The sequence below is a fragment of the Lysinibacillus halotolerans genome, from assembly GCF_003711845.1.
In the GTDB taxonomy this organism is placed as follows: domain Bacteria; phylum Bacillota; class Bacilli; order Bacillales_A; family Planococcaceae; genus Ureibacillus; species Ureibacillus halotolerans.
Genome location: NZ_RHLQ01000011.1, coordinates 32,127 through 48,973 on the forward strand (window position 1 = coordinate 32,127; position 16,847 = coordinate 48,973).

Annotated in this window: 14 protein-coding genes; 13 read left to right on the forward strand and 1 reads right to left on the reverse strand. The window is 35.7% G+C overall.

Annotated elements, in window-relative coordinates; translation table 11 throughout:
* The first annotated feature begins 303 nt into the window (after positions 1 to 303).
* The 8 genes from EC501_RS06270 to EC501_RS06305 all read left to right on the forward strand — a co-directional run bounded on the left by EC501_RS06270 (position 304) and on the right by EC501_RS06305 (position 9,965).
* Complete coding sequence (locus tag EC501_RS06270; protein WP_122971440.1) at positions 304 to 1,149, forward strand: sugar phosphate isomerase/epimerase family protein; 846 nt, start codon at positions 304 to 306, stop codon at positions 1,147 to 1,149.
* Between the two features lie 48 nt (positions 1,150 to 1,197).
* The gene (uxaC, locus tag EC501_RS06275; RefSeq protein ID WP_122971441.1) at positions 1,198 to 2,601 is read left to right on the forward strand and encodes a glucuronate isomerase; all 1,404 of its coding nucleotides are present in this window, start codon (positions 1,198 to 1,200) and stop codon (positions 2,599 to 2,601) included.
* A gap of 158 nt (positions 2,602 to 2,759) precedes the next feature.
* On the forward strand, positions 2,760 to 4,229 hold the full coding sequence (locus EC501_RS06280) for a tagaturonate reductase (RefSeq protein WP_122971442.1): 1,470 nt from the start codon (positions 2,760 to 2,762) through the stop codon (positions 4,227 to 4,229).
* Between the two features lie 15 nt (positions 4,230 to 4,244).
* A complete protein-coding gene (locus EC501_RS06285; protein WP_122971443.1) occupies positions 4,245 to 5,732 on the forward strand; it encodes a UxaA family hydrolase in 1,488 nt (495 codons plus the stop codon).
* A gap of 76 nt (positions 5,733 to 5,808) precedes the next feature.
* Positions 5,809 to 6,972, forward strand: coding sequence for an oligogalacturonate lyase family protein (locus EC501_RS06290; protein WP_122971444.1), 1,164 nt, complete (start codon positions 5,809 to 5,811; stop codon positions 6,970 to 6,972).
* 14 nt (positions 6,973 to 6,986) lie between these two features.
* Positions 6,987 to 7,316, forward strand: coding sequence for a cupin domain-containing protein (locus EC501_RS06295; protein ID WP_122971445.1), 330 nt, complete (start codon positions 6,987 to 6,989; stop codon positions 7,314 to 7,316).
* Positions 7,317 to 7,338: 22 nt separating this feature from the next.
* Positions 7,339 to 8,667, forward strand: a complete 1,329-nt coding sequence (locus EC501_RS06300; RefSeq protein WP_122971489.1) for a pectate lyase family protein — start codon at positions 7,339 to 7,341, stop codon at positions 8,665 to 8,667.
* A 200-nt stretch (positions 8,668 to 8,867) separates the two neighbouring features.
* Positions 8,868 to 9,965: an ABC transporter ATP-binding protein gene (locus tag EC501_RS06305; RefSeq protein ID WP_122971446.1), complete on the forward strand. Its 1,098-nt coding sequence runs from the start codon at positions 8,868 to 8,870 to the stop codon at positions 9,963 to 9,965.
* Positions 9,966 to 10,328: 363 nt separating this feature from the next.
* On the opposite strand, the gene EC501_RS06310 is transcribed toward EC501_RS06305, so the two are convergent.
* Positions 10,329 to 10,859: a DUF2529 family protein gene (locus EC501_RS06310; protein ID WP_122971447.1), complete on the reverse strand. Its 531-nt coding sequence runs from the start codon at positions 10,857 to 10,859 to the stop codon at positions 10,329 to 10,331.
* Between the two features lie 191 nt (positions 10,860 to 11,050).
* Between EC501_RS06310 and EC501_RS06315 the strand changes: the two genes are divergently transcribed.
* The 5 genes from EC501_RS06315 to glpX all read left to right on the forward strand — a co-directional run bounded on the left by EC501_RS06315 (position 11,051) and on the right by glpX (position 16,747).
* Positions 11,051 to 11,410, forward strand: a complete 360-nt coding sequence (locus EC501_RS06315; protein WP_122971448.1) for a response regulator — start codon at positions 11,051 to 11,053, stop codon at positions 11,408 to 11,410.
* A gap of 662 nt (positions 11,411 to 12,072) precedes the next feature.
* Positions 12,073 to 12,930 carry a class II fructose-bisphosphate aldolase gene (locus EC501_RS06320; protein ID WP_122971449.1) on the forward strand — a complete coding sequence of 286 codons (858 nt, stop codon included), beginning with the start codon at positions 12,073 to 12,075 and terminating at the stop codon, positions 12,928 to 12,930.
* Between the two features lie 394 nt (positions 12,931 to 13,324).
* Positions 13,325 to 13,975, forward strand: a complete 651-nt coding sequence (fsa, locus tag EC501_RS06325) for a fructose-6-phosphate aldolase (protein ID WP_122971450.1) — start codon at positions 13,325 to 13,327, stop codon at positions 13,973 to 13,975.
* A gap of 430 nt (positions 13,976 to 14,405) precedes the next feature.
* The gene (locus tag EC501_RS06330) at positions 14,406 to 15,686 is read left to right on the forward strand and encodes a UDP-N-acetylglucosamine 1-carboxyvinyltransferase (RefSeq protein WP_122971451.1); all 1,281 of its coding nucleotides are present in this window, start codon (positions 14,406 to 14,408) and stop codon (positions 15,684 to 15,686) included.
* 98 nt (positions 15,687 to 15,784) lie between these two features.
* On the forward strand, positions 15,785 to 16,747 hold the full coding sequence (glpX, locus tag EC501_RS06335; protein WP_122971452.1) for a class II fructose-bisphosphatase: 963 nt from the start codon (positions 15,785 to 15,787) through the stop codon (positions 16,745 to 16,747).
* The last annotated feature ends 100 nt before the right edge of the window (positions 16,748 to 16,847 follow it).

Here is a 16,847-nt window from a genome sequence, read left to right on the forward strand (position 1 = left end):
GAGGGATATTCAAAATGGAAACTCGTTAGGCAAATCATCCAGAGGAAATGAAAAGATATAACACAGATGAGATTGAATCATTTTGGGCAATGTGTGGGGAAAACATCACCTATACAGACATGGATCACGTAAAAATGGAGGATTTAAGATAAATAAAAACTAGATTACTGAACAAGGGAAACCTTTCTTGAATCTAAACAGCTTTTCTAATAATAAATTACGACTAGTGAGATAAACAATTTTAAAAGGGTTTGGTTCAAGGTTAAGGGACAGATTCTTTTTTAGAATAGGAGGAGAGAGAAGGTGAGCCTAAATATTGGAATCAGAGCTCATGATATTGACAACCTTCCATTAGAAGAATTAGTAAGTGTGATTGCTAGTAAAGGATTAACCGCTGTTCAATTGGCACTAGGGAAATCATTTAGGGAGATGAATACTTCATTAGGTAGTTTGAGTCCTGGTTTTGCCCATCATATTGGAAGCGTTTTTAAACAAAAAGGGATTCAAATTGCCATTTTAGGCTGTTATATTAACATGATTCACCCAGACTGTCATGTAAGAAGAAAGGAACTTGAACGATTCAAGGAGCATATTCGATTTGCGAGAGATTTTGGCTGCAGCATTGTAGGAACGGAGACGGGAAATGTTAATCCAGACATCGTGTATACAGAGGAAAATTTTAAGGAACAACCATTTTATGAAGTAGTCGAAAGTGTTAAAGAACTTGTGGAAGAGGCAGAGAAATTTGGCGTGATTGTAGGAATAGAAGGGGGAATTAATCATCCGATTCATACACCACAGCGAATGAAACGGTTACTTGAAGAAATTCCTTCCAATCATCTACAAGTCATCTATGATCCTGCTAATTTTATTTCAATGGATAATTACGAACATCAAGAAGAGGTTATTCAAGAAGCAATCGAGCTGTTTGGAGACAAGATTGTCGCCCTTCATGCAAAGGATTTTATTATTGAAAATAATTGGGTCAAAATCGTACCAGTAGGGCAAGGTTTGTTAAATTATGAGGTTATTTTTAAAAGTATAAAACAGAAAAAACCCTTTCTAAATGTTTTGATGGAAGGGACAAGAGAACCTTATATCGATGGCAGTATGAAGTATTTAAAGGAAAAATATTCCAACATAAAATGAATAGAACAAATATATTCCCTTTAATAAATCGAAAAGGCTGGTGTTTATATGCGAAATTTCATGGATGAAAATTTTTTACTAAATAATGAAACCTCCGTTACTTTATATAACGACTATGCAAAGAATATGCCTATTATTGACTATCATTGCCATTTAAGTCCTAAAGAAATTTATGAGAATAAAAAATTCAAAAATATTACGGAAATCTGGTTATATGGTGACCATTATAAATGGCGATTAATGCGAGCAAATGGAATTGAGGAAGAGTATATTACGGGCAAAGCTAATGATTACGATAAGTTTTTGGCATGGGCTAGAACCCTTCCGATGACAATTGGAAATCCAGTATTTAACTGGACTCACTTAGAACTTCAAAGATTTTTTGGAATAAATGAGCTTTTAAACGAAGAAACTGCCCCCGCTATTTGGGAAAAGGTAAATAGGTTATTAAATAGTGATGGTTTCCGCGCCAGGGATTTTATTAAAAAATCAAATGTGCGGGTCGTATGTACGACAGATGATCCTGTTGATAGTTTAGAGTATCATCTGCGTTTGCAAGAAGAAAGTGACTTTGATGTAAAAGTCTTACCTAGTTTCCGCCCGGATAAAGGACTTGAAATTAACCGTGACGGGTATCTAAATTGGGTGAAAACACTGGAAGGAATTTCAGCAATCCAAATTAAAAGTTATGGAGACTTCCTCCAAGCCCTTGAGTCAAGAGTTCGATCTTTCCATTCAGTAGGTGGTAGAGTTTCAGATCATGCAATCGATACGATGATGTATGCAGACACAACGTTAGAGGAAGTGCAACGGATTTTCGAAGAGGCTTTACAAGGTAAAAAAGTTTCCACTGAAGATGAAAAGAAATATAAAAGTTATACTTTAAGATTTTTAGGTAAGTTATATGCTGAATTAGGCTGGGCAATGCAGTTCCACATTAATGCCTTACGAAATAATAACGAAAGAATGTTTACAGTTTTAGGTCCGGACACAGGCTATGATTCCATTAATGATAAAGAAATCGCAAAACCATTGGTACAGCTGTTAAATTCAATGGAGAAAGAAAATGCTCTGCCGAAAACAATTATTTATTCTCTAAATCCGAAAGATAATAACGTGATTTCCGCTGTAATCGGAAGCTTTCAAGGGGGAGGCATTCCTGGGAAAATCCAGTTCGGTACAGCTTGGTGGTTTAACGATAATAAGATAGGAATGCTTGAGCAAATGCAATCCTTAGCGAATATGGGTCTCTTTAGCCGTTTTATCGGTATGTTAACTGACTCCCGTAGTTTCTTATCCTATACACGACACGAATATTTTAGAAGATTAATCTGTTATCTAATTGGTGAGTGGGTAGAGCAGGGAGAAGTTCCAAATGATCCTGAATTCTTAGGGAAAATCGTTCAAGGAATTTCTTATTATAATGCAAAAGAATATTTTCAATTTGATTAAAGAGTAACGGAGACTAAGAGCTAATAGGGATTGTAGACACGGATTAGTAGGAGAAAATCTAATTTCCCTAAGACAAGATTAATTGTTTCTAATGTGTCCCATTGTCTTAAAGTTCATCTATGCATTGTAAAAAGTGTTGATTTATGAGGAGAATGTTCATGGAAAAATTAAACAAGCAATTTGTAAAAAATTATCAAAAACGTCCGGAGAAAGTTTTGCAATTCGGGCAAGGTAATTTTTTAAGAGCCTTTATTGATTGGCAAATTGATGTGCTTAACGAGAATACAGACTTTAATGGCAGTGTGGTAGTCGTTCAGCCGCGCGGACAAGGAGCAGTTGAAAAGTTAAATGAACAGGATGGATTATTTACTCTTTATTTACAAGGGATAAAAGAAGGAAAACCTGTCAAAGAACATTCGACGATAAGTTGTATTAGCCGAGGTTTAAATCTTTTTAAACAATACGATGAGTATATGCAACTAGCCCATAATCCCGATCTTAGGTTTATTTTTTCTAATACAACAGAAGCAGGGATTGTCTTTAACGAAAATGATCAATTAACAGATCGACCTCAAACGAGTTTTCCAGCTAAACTAACTTCTTTTTTGTATGAACGTTATCAAGCATTTGAAGGCAAAGAGGATAAAGGTTTGATTATTATACCTTGTGAACTAATAGAGCGTAATGGGGATAAATTAAAGGAATTGGTTTTACGATATGGAGAGTTATGGAAATTAGGACGAGGATTTTTGGATTGGATTGATGGAGCAAATACATTCTGTAATACACTTGTTGACCGAATTGTTCCGGGGTTCCCTACGGAATCAATCGATGAAATCACAGCAGAGCTTGGCTATATAGACGAGTTTGTCGTTGTTGGTGAGCAATTCCACCTATTTGTTATTGAAGGACCACAATGGATTCGTGAAGAATTTCCGGTTCATCTGGCAGGATTGAACACTTTCTTTGTCGATGATATATCTCCGTACAGAACAAGGAAGGTACGAATCTTAAACGGTGCTCATACAGCGATGGCTCCTGTTTCTTATTTATACGGTCTCAACACAGTAGGTGAGGCAATTGAACATGAAATCATTGGTAAATTCGTAAAAGAGATAATTTATGATGAAATCATTCCAACATTGGATTTTCCTATAAATGAAAGTCGATCTTTTGCAGAAGAAGTGATTGAGAGATTTAAGAATCCGTATATGCAGCATTTCTTATTAAGTATTTCATTAAATTCAACATCTAAATTTAAAACTAGAGATTTACCTACCTTGCTGGAATATGTAAATCGTAAAAATTCATTACCGAAGAAACTAGTATTCTCACTAGCTGCGTTGATTTCCTTTTATAAGGGAAAAAGCGGTGATGAAAAGATTGAACTGTCCGACGACCACGAAGTACTTGAATTGTTTAAGACACAATGGAATGAAGTTGATGGCAGTCTAGAGAGTATTAGAGGAATTGTCACAAGTGTGTTAAGTTGCAAAAAAATCTGGGATATGGATTTAAACGTTATACCGGAATTAACAGACGAAGTGACGAAAAATTTATATGAAATTGAAACAAAAGGAATGAAACAGGCCGTTGAAACGTTATTGGAGCAAAAGGCGGCCAATTAATTAGGGGGAATATTCATGTTGGATTTCATCCAATTACATGATCACGATAATGTGGTTGTAGCACTTAAAGATTTACCAAAAGGGCAATCATTGATAATGAATGAGCAAACGATCGTACTAAAGGATGAGATTAAAAGAGGACATAAAATAGCAATCAAAGATTTTTCTGTTAATGAACATGTCATTAAGTACGGGTACCCAATTGGCCACGCAATTAAAACAATTTCGGTGGGGGAACATATTCATACCCATAATATTAAAACGAATTTGGACGGAATTCAGGAATATCAATTCCATCAAAAGTTAAACCGTAATCCTTATAAAAATAAAAACCTTACGTTTAATGGTTACAAAAGAAAAAATGGAAATGTAGGGATTCGAAACGAACTTTGGATAGTGCCAACTGTTGGTTGTGTAAATGGGATTGCGGAACGAATGTTGAAACTTTTTGAAAAGGAAGTAGGTGATATTTACCCGTTTGAAAACGTTCTCGTATTAAAACACAATTATGGATGTTCTCAATTAGGAGACGATCATGAAAATACTAGAAAAATATTAAGAGATGCGGTGCTCCATCCAAATGCCGGTGGTGTCCTTGTTTTAGGATTAGGTTGTGAAAACAACAACTTATATGAATTTAAGCAAACTCTTGGAGAATTTGATGAAGAGCGTATAAAGTTTTTAGTTTCTCAAGAAGTGACCGACGAAATTGAAGCAGGTGTGGAATTACTAAAAGAAATTTATGCAGCTGCTAAAAACGATAAACGTGAACCCGTACCATTATCTGAATTAAAGGTTGGGTTGAAGTGTGGGGGATCTGATGGTTTTTCAGGAATCACGGCAAATCCATTGCTGGGTAGATTTTCAGATTTCCTTGTTGCTCAAGGAGGTACGACAGTACTGACAGAGGTTCCAGAAATGTTTGGAGCTGAAACAATCCTAATGGAGCGTGCTGTGAATTCAGAAGTTTTTGAAAAGACGGTTGAGCTAATTAATGAATTTAAAGAGTACTTTATAGAAAATAAACAACCAATCTATGAAAATCCTTCTCCAGGAAATAAGGATGGTGGAATTTCAACATTGGAGGATAAATCTTTAGGTTGTACACAGAAGGCAGGAACATCAATGGTAACAGATGTTCTAAAATATGGAGAAATTCTTAGAGAAAAAGGGTTGAATTTGTTGAGTGCACCTGGGAATGACTTGGTTGCATCTTCTGCTCTAGCTGCAGCTGGATGTCAATTAGTACTATTCACGACAGGGCGGGGAACCCCATTTGGATCCTTTGTGCCAACAATGAAAATTTCAACAAATACCCCATTGTATGAAACAAAGCCCCACTGGATTGATTTTAATGCTGGTGTACTTTTAGAGAAGGAATCCGATGTCGTGTTGAACGATTTTATCGACTATATTATACAAGTTGCTAGTGGAGAACTTGTGAATAATGAGAAAAATGATTTTAGGGAGATTGCGATTTTTAAGACGGGAGTTACTTTATAAATAGATGTTAGTGTATGACGTGTATTTCTCAAAAAAGCCTATTCAACTTTATCCTTAATTGGGAGGAGGAAGATATATGATTGGCAAGGAGTTTCCTTCAGAATTCAAAGAGTATATAGATGAGAAAACGGGTAATGTTGTCAAACAGCTAACATCTAATGGTTCTAATAATTTCCACTTTTACTTTACCGATAATTCTTTTTGTACAGGAGATCAAGATATTTATTTTTTATCGGACCGTTCTTCTAAAAGATCAGAAATTTATAATCTTTTTAAAATGAATTTAGCTACCGGTAGGATTTTACAGCTAACAGATGAGCCCAAGGGAATTACTCCAAGCTTTCATACGAAAACTCCTGACGGTGACATTGTCGTTTATGTAACGGGAAGGTTATTAAAGAAATTAGAAATATCAACATTCCAAACTACTGTACTCTATGAGGAAAAGCCGGGGATAGATTTAGGCCACCCGCATATTTCTGCGGATAAAAAATATATCGGTATGGCTCGGAATGAATTTGTTCCAATCGAAAGAGGAGCCAATTATAGAGGATTTAAAGAAACGATGTATGCGACAAAAAAGGGTTGGATAACGTTAATCAGCATGGATGGGAAAGAGGTTTTTGATGTTTTCGAAGATACCCACTGGCTAGGGCACTTTCAGTTTTCACCGATAAATAGCAGCTTGGCAACCTTTTGCCATGAAGGACCATGGAATCTTGTTCACCAACGAATTTGGCTATTGGATATTCGTTCGCGTTCCCCGCAGCCTTTATTTAGGCAAGGAGAGGACGATTGTATTGGCCACGAGTTTTGGACTAGTGATGGGAAAATCTTTTTTGATAACCGTCGAAAAGGCCATGACGGAACAATAACTGTTCATAGAACGCAAGCAACTATTCAAAAATCACATACGTCAGGGCAAATTCCATTTGTAGGATTAGCCGATGAAGAGGGGAACTTAATCCGTCAAATTGATCTACCTTTTTATTGCAATCACTATCATAGCAATTTTAACAATACAGTATTAGTCGGAGATGAAGTAGAGGATTTAGTGTTAATTGATATATCGGGAGAGAAGGCTACGATTCAAACGTTATGTTCTCACAAAACGAGCTGGATTACTCAACAAACCCATTGTCATCCAACCTTTAGCTGGAATAATGAAAAGATTTTGTTTACATCCGACCGAGAAGGTCCTTGTAATCTTTATTTAATTGAACTACCAAAGCAAACGTAATGAGGGGGAGAGATATGTTTATTTTTGGTGATAAAATCAAAGCCGTCTCAACAGAAGAAGGGGTGGAACGAAAACTTTTAGGTTACGGAGGCAGTTTAATGATGACGGAAGTAACTTTCGAGAAAGACGCAGTTGGAAGCATCCATTCTCATCCTCATGAACAAGTGAGTTATATCTCACGAGGAAGCTTTGAGTTCAACCTGGACGGAGAAGTTCAAATTGTTAGACAGGGAGATAGTATTTACATTCCGTCGGGTACACGCCACGGAGTTAAAGCGCTAGAAGAAGATTCCACCATTTTAGATGTTTTTACCCCACAGCGGGAAGATTTTTTACAAAAATAAAATGAGAGGAAAAGGTGAATTTATGAAAAAAATGATTAGTACCATTCTAGCAGTATTGTTATTCAGTTTTGGGGTTATTTCCGTCTCGGCTTCATCCAATGACCTAGGAAAAGAAGTTTTACAACCAAAAGATGGATGGGCTTCTTTTGGAAACGGAACAACAGGTGGATCTAAAGCAGACGAAAATCATATTTTCACAGTTACAAATAAAAGCGAATTAATTGAAGCATTGGGTGGTGATAATAAATCAAACGGTAAGAATGATCAACCGAAGATCATCTATGTAGAAGGGACAATTGATTTTAATGTAGATGAAAATAATAATCCGATTGGACCCGAATACTATGCAGAGGGTACAGGGTATGATTTTGAAGAATATTTAAAGGCATACAATCCTGAAACGTGGGGTTATAAAAAGGAAGTAGAAGGTGAGCTTGAAGATGCACGCGCTAAGGCTCAGAAAAAGCAAAAAGAACAAATTGTAATCAATATTGGTTCGAATACGACCATAATAGGAATTGGCAATGATGCTAAAATCATTGGGGGTAGTTTGAATATGAGCGGAGTAGAGAATATCATTATCCGCAACATTGAGTTTGAAGCTCCGCGTGATTTCTTCCCACAATGGGACCCGACGGACGGAGATTATGGTGAGTGGAATTCTGAATACGATAATATTTCCATCACAAATAATACTGAAAATGTTTGGATTGACCATTGCACATTTACTGATGGTGAAAACACAGACTCCTCTTTTGGAAAATACTTTGGCCGTACTTACCAACAGCATGATGGATTATTGGACGTAACAAACGGTGCAAGTTATGTGACGATTTCGTATAACAAATTTGAAGACCATGATAAAGTGATGCTGATTGGGTCAAGTGACAGCAAAACGACTGATAGAGATAGATTAAAAGTAACCATTCACCACAATTATTTTAAGGATTTAACACAACGTTTACCAAGAGTGCGTTATGGTGAAGTTCATATCTACAATAACTATTATGAGTTTACGAATGACTCGGAATACTTATTCGATTATGCATTTGGGGTAGGGGCGGAATCGAAAATTTATGCTGAAAATAACTATTTTAACTTCGATTACAATGTAGATCCTTCTCATATTATTCGTTATTGGAAAGGAACTTCTATATATGAGGACGGTTCATTCGTAAATGGGAAAGGTAAAGGAAGCAAAGTAGATCTTGTTAAAGCACATAACGAAGGAAACGATGTACAACTAGATGAGAATGTTGGATGGAAGCCATCCTTGTACACAAAAATCCATCCAACACAGGCTATTCCTGCAATTGTAAAGACAAAAGCCGGCGTAGGGAAAATAAACTGATATTTTTAAAAAAGACTTGTTTAAATTTACAAGTCTTTTTTATTCGAGTTGTAAAAATATAAAAATATTTAACAATTATCTAAAAATATTAAATTATAATTGAAAGCGTTTTCCGATAAAATGACAATAAGAATTGAGTAAAAATCAGTATGTGTTGGCAAACGATGAATAAAACTTTTAGATTGTAGGAGGCTGAAAAAATGGCAGAGCTAAAATTAAATAATATTTATAAAATATACGACAATAAAGTAACAGCAGTAAGTGATTTTAACCTTCATATTCAAGATAAGGAATTCATTGTGTTTGTTGGCCCATCTGGTTGTGGGAAATCAACCACTTTACGAATGGTTGCCGGGCTTGAGGAAATTTCTAAAGGAGATTTCTTCATTGACGAACGCCGAGTAAACGATGTAGCCCCTAAAGATCGTGATATTGCTATGGTTTTCCAAAACTATGCACTATATCCTCATATGACAGTTTACGATAATATTGCCTTTGGGTTAAAACTTCGTAAAGTACCAAAGGATGAAATCGATCGACGTGTAAAAGAAGCAGCTAAAATTTTAGGTCTCGAAGATTACTTAAAACGTAAACCAAAAGCCCTTTCTGGTGGACAACGTCAGCGAGTTGCGTTAGGCCGTGCCATCGTTCGTGATGCAAAAGTGTTCTTAATGGACGAACCGTTATCAAATTTGGATGCAAAACTTCGTGTTCAAATGCGAGCTGAAATCGTTAAGCTTCACCGAAGATTAGGAACTACAACCATTTATGTAACGCATGATCAAACAGAAGCAATGACGATGGCAAGTCGGATTGTTGTGATGAAAGATGGGGTGATTCAACAGGTAGGAGCTCCTAAGTATATTTACGAAAATCCAGAGAATATTTTCGTAGGCGGATTTATAGGATCCCCTTCAATGAATTTCTTTAATGGAAAGATTTTAGACGGTGTTTTTTCTATGGGAAGTACAAACATTACGATTCCCGAAGGAAAAATGATGGTTCTTCGTGAGCAAGGATACGTTGGAAAAGAAGTGATTCTAGGGATTAGACCGGAAGATTTCCATGATGAACCAGTATTTATTGACTATGCTAAAGGGGCAACAGTTAAAATTGATATCGAATTAGCAGAACTTACTGGTGCGGATATGACAATTTATTCTACTATTGAAGGCCAAAATTTAGTAGCGACGATCGACCCACGTACAGAGGTCAAGCCTGGTGACAAGCTTGAAATTGCTTTTGATATGAATAAAGCTCATTTCTTTAATAAAGAGACAGAAATTAGAATTCGTTAGATAAACGAAATAGCTAGTATTATAAGGTAAACTAAAACTACCTAGTACAGTTCGCATTGAACTACAAGGTAGTTTTTTAATTTTCCATTTAATTTTTAATCTCTCAGTTAATAACAAATTTTATTTCATCTATTTACCTATTAATGAGTATATCCTCTTTGATGGAAAAGATGCAGTTTATTTCTACACCTTTTTTATATAAGATATCCCTTTTGTTTAAGTTTTGAACAATAAGTATAATAAATGATAGATAAATTTGTGTAATATTTAACCTATCTTTAACTTTCTATAGTAAGATAAAAATACCTAGAAAAATGATAGTAATCAATGTACTATAAAAACGTCAATGGCGAATGTTTAAACTTAGAGTTCATCATCAAAAATTATTTCATCATAGTTTAACTTAATAGCCTCATAAATAAATAAAGCTGCCATTAGGTGTGGGATTACAATTCGTTCACCAAGTTTGACTGGATGGGGTAATATTCCGCCACGTACTTTCGTTGACACATATGTGTATGCCAAGTTACTTAATTCATTATTATCGCTTTGTTGCTCAGGGGCAACGACAGCGAATGGTATAAATTCTTCGTATAACTCTTTTGCCAAGTTTAAAGCCTCTTGATCTTCACAACTTGCTGTGAAGATACATACACGATCTGCATCCGTAAGTGGTGTATCTGGAGTCCATTTTGATAGATTAGCAAATGGCTCTGTTTTTTCCAACGCTTTTATTTCAATGGGCTGTAATTCACCAAAGCATGCGAAATATACATTGCCTTGACCAACATTAGCTTGAGCAAGTAAACGTGCTGTTTCTTCTATTGCTTCTTCTTCACTTTGAATAATTCTTTGAAATAATCCACTCATTTGAGTAGAAAGTATTTTAGACATAGGTTTCACCTCTTTATGTATTATAAATATTTCGTTGCGAAATTGTAAAATCTTAAAGAATATAGCACGTCTTTTTAAAAGGTTTTTTAAAAAGTAAATCGAAATTTATGTTTAGGTGAAGTATGATAGGGAATGTAATTAAAGTAATGGAAATAATAATAAAATAATATCACGTTAAGGGGAAAGTTATAGTGAAAAAAATATTAATCGTTGATGATCAAAAAGGAATTCGTCTTCTGTTAAATGAAGTTTTCTCCAGGGAAGGATATAAAATATTTCAAGCTGCCAACGGATTGGAAGCGCTTAAAATAATGGCAAGTAACAACATAGATTGTGTTTTATTAGATATGAAAATTCCCGGAATGAATGGGATCGAAATATTACGAGAAATAAGAAAGAATAACTTAAATGTTCCTGTATTTATGATGACAGCATTTGATGATAATGAAATTATGGATGAAGCAAATGAATTAGGCGTGATGAAATACTTTACAAAACCATTTAATATTTTTGATATTAAAAATGAAGTAAATGAAGTGTTGAAAAAATAAAGACGGTTATTTTTCTACATAAAACTTGGCGTGTATATTATTAACAATTAATAGTCATATGTGTAAGTTTAACTTAAAATAATTCATTTTTTCGATACTCCTGCTGTAGAAACAAGCCGGTTTCTAGTCTTGAGAGACAGGTAGCAAGAGAGAGGTTTTTTAAAAGGAAATGTTTTTATAAAGTATATTTGCGGCTGTCGCAAGCTTTCGCCGCAGAAAACAAACCCGTCTCTAGGATTGAGAGACATGCTAGTAAAAGAGAAATTATCTTCAAGGGGAAATATTCAATTAAAGTGTTTTTGCGGCTGTCTCAAGCTTTCGCCGCAGAAAAGGGTAGCATCTCCTAGCACTTGAGAGATGGATGAAAAAGAGAAACAGCAAGTACTTATCAATAAATTAGTTCAAATTAAGTGTTTTGCGCCTGACGCAAGCTTTCGGCGCAGAAAAGGGTAGCATCTCCTAGCACTTGAGAGATGGATGAAAAAGAGAAACAGCAAGTACTTATCAATAAATTAGTTCAAATTAAGTGTTTTGCGCCTGACGCAAGCTTTCGGCGCAGAAAACGATGTAGTCTCACTTGAGAGACTACATCGTTTTTGCTATGATTAGACTGGAATATTTAACTTATTAAATTTTATATCTGTCCGAGGAGGATTTTCGTAATGCCATTAGTATCAATGAAAGAAATGTTAATTAAGGCGAAAGAAGAAGGATATGCTGTAGGGCAATTTAATATTAATAACCTTGAATTCACACAAGCGATTTTACTTGCTGCTGAAGAAGAAAAATCTCCAGTCATCCTTGGTGTTTCTGAAGGCGCTGGAAAATATATGGGCGGATTTATTGCAGTTGTAAATATGGTTAAAGGATTAATGGAAAGTTATAAAATTTCTGTTCCTGTTGCTATCCATTTAGATCATGGTTCAAGTTTTGCTAAATGTAAAGAAGCTGTTGATGCTGGTTTTACATCTGTAATGATTGATGCTTCCCATCATCCGTTTGAAGAAAATGTAAAAATTACAACAGAAGTTGTAGAATATGCACATTCAAAAGGAGTATCTGTTGAAGCTGAACTTGGTACTGTTGGCGGACAAGAAGATGATGTTATTGGTGCAGGTATTATATATGCTGATCCTCAGGAATGTAAACAACTTGTTGAACAAACAAACATCGATTGCTTAGCACCTGCTCTTGGTTCAGTTCATGGTCCATATCAAGGTGAACCAAATTTAGGATTTAAAGAAATGGAAGAGATTTCTAACTTAACAGGATTACCACTTGTTTTACATGGTGGAACTGGTATTCCAACTAAAGATATTCAACGTTCAATTTCGTTAGGAACGGCTAAAATAAACGTGAACACTGAAAATCAAATTGCTGCAACGAAAGTTATCCGTGAAATTTTTGAAAACGATAAAAAAGTGTATGATCCACGTAAATATTTAGGACCAGCACGTGAAGCAATTAAAGAAACGGTTATTGGAAAAATGCGTGAATTCGGTAGTTCTCAAAAGGCATAAGTAATTCTAACTTACTGTTATAGAATAGATGTTTCAATAATCATTTAAGGGGAAAATAATATAAAAGCCCAATGGTTTTAATTATTACTAAAAATGTTTACTATAGGATAAACAATAGAATATATGCTTTTTTATCTTTACTTTCATTCAATTGAAAATTTTCCTACCGTTTTGGAAATGGGAAATCCCTTGATTGGATGAAATACGAACTTCCGGAACGTGCACCGGATTTTTCATAAAGTTAACTGTACAAGCACAATTTAAATCCGGACGCAATTGTGCCGAGGCGTAATTGATATAGTGATTTGCAGGAGAAGTGTCGGATTGGAATCAATCGACCTTCTCTTAATTTTTGATTGACACTTTACAAATGGAAAACAGGAGGATATAGATAATGAAATTTTTTATCGATACAGCAAACTTTGAAGAAATTAAGGAAGCCCATTCTTGGGGGATTTTATCGGGTGTTACAACAAACCCATCATTGGTAGCAAAAGAAGAAAATGTTTCTTTCCACGATCGTCTTCGTGAAATTGCTGAACTAGTTGATGGTTCTGTAAGTGGTGAAGTAATTTCTCTAGATGCTGAAGGGATGATTAAAGAAGGTTTAGAATTAGCAGCGATTGCACCAAACATCACTGTTAAATTACCGATGACACCAGAAGGTCTAAAAGCTTGTAAATTTTTCTCTGAAAAAGGTATTAAAACTAATGTGACGTTAATTTTTAGTGCGAACCAAGCATTAATGGCTGCCCGTGCCGGTGCAACTTATGTATCTCCTTTTGTTGGACGTTTAGATGACATTGGTCAAAGTGGTACAGAGTTAATTGCAACAATTTCAGATATGTTTGCAATTCACGGCATTGAAACGGAAATTATTGCAGCTTCTATCCGTCACCCTCAACATATTACAGATGTAGCTTTAGCAGGAGCTGATATTGCTACAACACCATTTAAAGTTTTAAAACAATTATTCCATCATCCATTAACTGATAAAGGGATTGAAGGATTTTTAGCGGACTGGGAAAAACGTAAAAACAAATAAGAGCCATTTATTACTTTAATTCAGAATAATCGAGTTTCCATTTCAACATTCAACATTATTCAAAAATAAAATATTATATAGAGAATATAAAAAAATCTTTATTGTTCATAAAATTTTAAGCTTTAAATTGTGAAAAAGGTAAATAATAAACAGTAACAACAAAAATATAAATTAATTACCTTTTTTTACTTCATACAGAACGATCGATAAAAGGTAAACCTAATGCACTGTTCAATAAAAAGGTTTTAATATCCACCTGTATGAAGTGAAAGCCACTGGCGAAAACACACTGTTAATTAAGAAATTGTTCGAGCTAACTCGAGAAGTTTATGTGGAATAGTCAAGGCACACATTTGATAGAAAGTGAGCGATATGGCTAGCTTAAAGAACAGTAATAAGTGAAACTTTCCAATCATAAGGGAGAACGGATATGGATGTTTATAAAATCAATGGCGGAAATCGCCTTAAAGGAACATTAAAAGTAAGTGGTGCAAAAAATAGCGCAGTTGCATTAATCCCCGCTTCCATCTTAGCTAATTCTTCGGTAACAATTGGTGGCATTCCAGAGATTTCAGATGCTTGGACGTTAAAAGCATTGCTGGAGGAAATTGGTGGCGAAGTTTCTTTTAAAGATGGACAGATGATTATCGATCCTACGAATATGCTTGCAATTCCTTTACCAAACGGAAATGTAAAGAAACTTCGTGCTTCCTACTATTTAATGGGAGCTATGTTAGGACGTTTTAAGAAAGCGGTCATTGGTTTACCAGGCGGTTGTTTCTTAGGTCCGCGTCCTATCGATCAACATATTAAAGGGTTTGAAGCCCTTGGTGCTAAAGTGACGAATGAACATGGAGCTATATACTTACGCGCTGATGAGTTAATTGGTGCGAAAATATACTTGGACGTTGCAAGTGTAGGTGCTACGATAAATATTATGTTAGCGGCAGTACGCGCAAAAGGTCGTACAATCATTGAGAATGCTGCAAAAGAGCCGGAAATTATTGATGTTGCCACACTTTTAACGAATATGGGAGCAAATATTAAAGGAGCAGGAACGAGTGTCATTCGTATTGATGGAGTAGAAGAACTTCATGGTACTAAACATACAATTATTCCTGACCGTATTGAAGCTTCAACATTTATGATAATGGCGGCAGCAATTGGTGATGGTGTAACAATTGATAATATTATTCCTCTCCATTTAGAAGCTGTTACAGCAAAACTACGGGAGATGGGTGTTAAAATTGAAGAGGGAGAGGAAAGTGTTTTTATCCCAAGAACAGATGTACTCCAAGCAGTCGATGTAAAAACACTTGTTTATCCTGGTTTCCCTACGGACGTGCAACAACCGTTATCTGTTTTAATGACACAAGCAGTAGGAGCATCAAAGGTTACAGACACGATTTATACTGCCCGTTTTAAGCATATAGATGAATTGCGTCGAATGAATGCAAATGCAAGAGTAGAAGGGAATAGTGCCATTATTCAAGGCCCAACGAAACTTCATGGCTCTAAAGTAACTGCTACTGATTTGCGAGCTGGAGCGGCCCTTGTTTTAGCCGGATTAATAGCAGATGGTGAAACAGAAATTCAAGATATTTATCATATTGAGCGTGGATATAGTTCATTAATAGAAAAATTATGTGCACTTGGTGCTGATATTCGACGGGAAACGATTGAAGTAAGTAGTGTTAAAAGAGCAAAATAATAGATATAAATAGTCTAAAATGAAAAAAATAAATATGATACAATAGATGAAACATTTAGTTTCGGTAAAACCTGCCGAATACAGGAGGCAAATGAAGAATGGAACGTAGTTTAACGATGGAAGTTGTACGCGTAACAGAAGCAGCAGCAATTGCATCTGCAAAATGGATGGGACTTGGTTTAAAAGAGGAAGCAGATGATGCAGCAACTACAGCTATGCGTGCATTATTTGATACAATCCCTATGCACGGTACCGTTGTAATTGGGGAAGGCGAAATGGATGAAGCACCGATGTTATATATTGGTGAAGAACTTGGCCTACGCAATGGCGGTCCACAAGTGGATATTGCTGTTGACCCTCTTGAAGGAACAAATATTGTTGCAAAGGGTACAAATGGAGCAATGACTGTGCTTGCCATTTCAGATCGCGGAAATTTATTGAATGCTCCTGATATGTACATGGAAAAGTTGGCAGTTGGCCCTGAAGCAGCTGGTAAAGTGAACATAAACGCATCGGTAACTGAAAATTTACAAGCGGTTGCAAAAGCGAAAAACAAAGATATTTCCGACATAGTTGCTGTTTTACTTGATCGCCCAAGACATCAAAAAATTGTAGACGAAATTCGTGCAGCAGGTGCACGCATTAAATTCATACAAGATGGTGACGTAAGCGCAGCGATTAATACAGCATTCGATGAAACGGGTATTGATATTATGTTCGGTACTGGTGGGGCTCCAGAAGGTGTTATTTCAGCTGTTGCACTAAAATGTTTAGGTGGAGATTTCCAAGCGAAATTAGTTCCAGAAGATGATGCTCAACGTGAACGATGTGAAAAAATGGGTATTGATTTAGATCAAGTATTATACTTAGAAGATTTGGTGAAAGGTGACGACGCTATTTTCGCAGCAACTGCTGTTACAGATAGCGAGCTTTTAAAAGGCGTTCAATATAAAGGTTCTTATTGCTTAACGAACTCTTTAGTAATGCGTGCTAAAACAGGAACAGTACGTTTTGTTGAAGGTCGACACCATCTTAACAAAAAACCTAGATATGTAAAATAAACTTCAATCCTTTAGATGCCTGATTAAAACTTTATACTTTCGGATATTTTATGGATAACCACTTTAAATTTTATCCGCAAACGTTCTCCACATCAGGCAT

Bases quoted from the DNA above. Each gene is read 5' to 3' on its own strand.
- glpX (WP_122971452.1), top strand. From the start codon at position 15,785: ATGGAACGTAGTTTAACGATGGAAGTTGTACGCGTAACAGAAGCAGCA.
- EC501_RS06295 (WP_122971445.1), top strand. From the start codon at position 6,987: ATGTTTATTTTTGGTGATAAAATCAAAGCCGTCTCAACAGAAGAAGGG.
- EC501_RS06310 (WP_122971447.1), bottom strand. From the start codon at position 10,859: ATGTCTAAAATACTTTCTACTCAAATGAGTGGATTATTTCAAAGAATT.
- EC501_RS06280 (WP_122971442.1), top strand. From the start codon at position 2,760: ATGGAAAAATTAAACAAGCAATTTGTAAAAAATTATCAAAAACGTCCG.
- EC501_RS06285 (WP_122971443.1), top strand. From the start codon at position 4,245: ATGTTGGATTTCATCCAATTACATGATCACGATAATGTGGTTGTAGCA.
- EC501_RS06320 (WP_122971449.1), top strand. From the start codon at position 12,073: ATGCCATTAGTATCAATGAAAGAAATGTTAATTAAGGCGAAAGAAGAA.
- fsa (WP_122971450.1), top strand. From the start codon at position 13,325: ATGAAATTTTTTATCGATACAGCAAACTTTGAAGAAATTAAGGAAGCC.
- EC501_RS06300 (WP_122971489.1), top strand. From the start codon at position 7,339: ATGAAAAAAATGATTAGTACCATTCTAGCAGTATTGTTATTCAGTTTT.
- uxaC (WP_122971441.1), top strand. From the start codon at position 1,198: ATGCGAAATTTCATGGATGAAAATTTTTTACTAAATAATGAAACCTCC.
- EC501_RS06290 (WP_122971444.1), top strand. From the start codon at position 5,809: ATGATTGGCAAGGAGTTTCCTTCAGAATTCAAAGAGTATATAGATGAG.
- EC501_RS06330 (WP_122971451.1), top strand. From the start codon at position 14,406: ATGGATGTTTATAAAATCAATGGCGGAAATCGCCTTAAAGGAACATTA.
- EC501_RS06305 (WP_122971446.1), top strand. From the start codon at position 8,868: ATGGCAGAGCTAAAATTAAATAATATTTATAAAATATACGACAATAAA.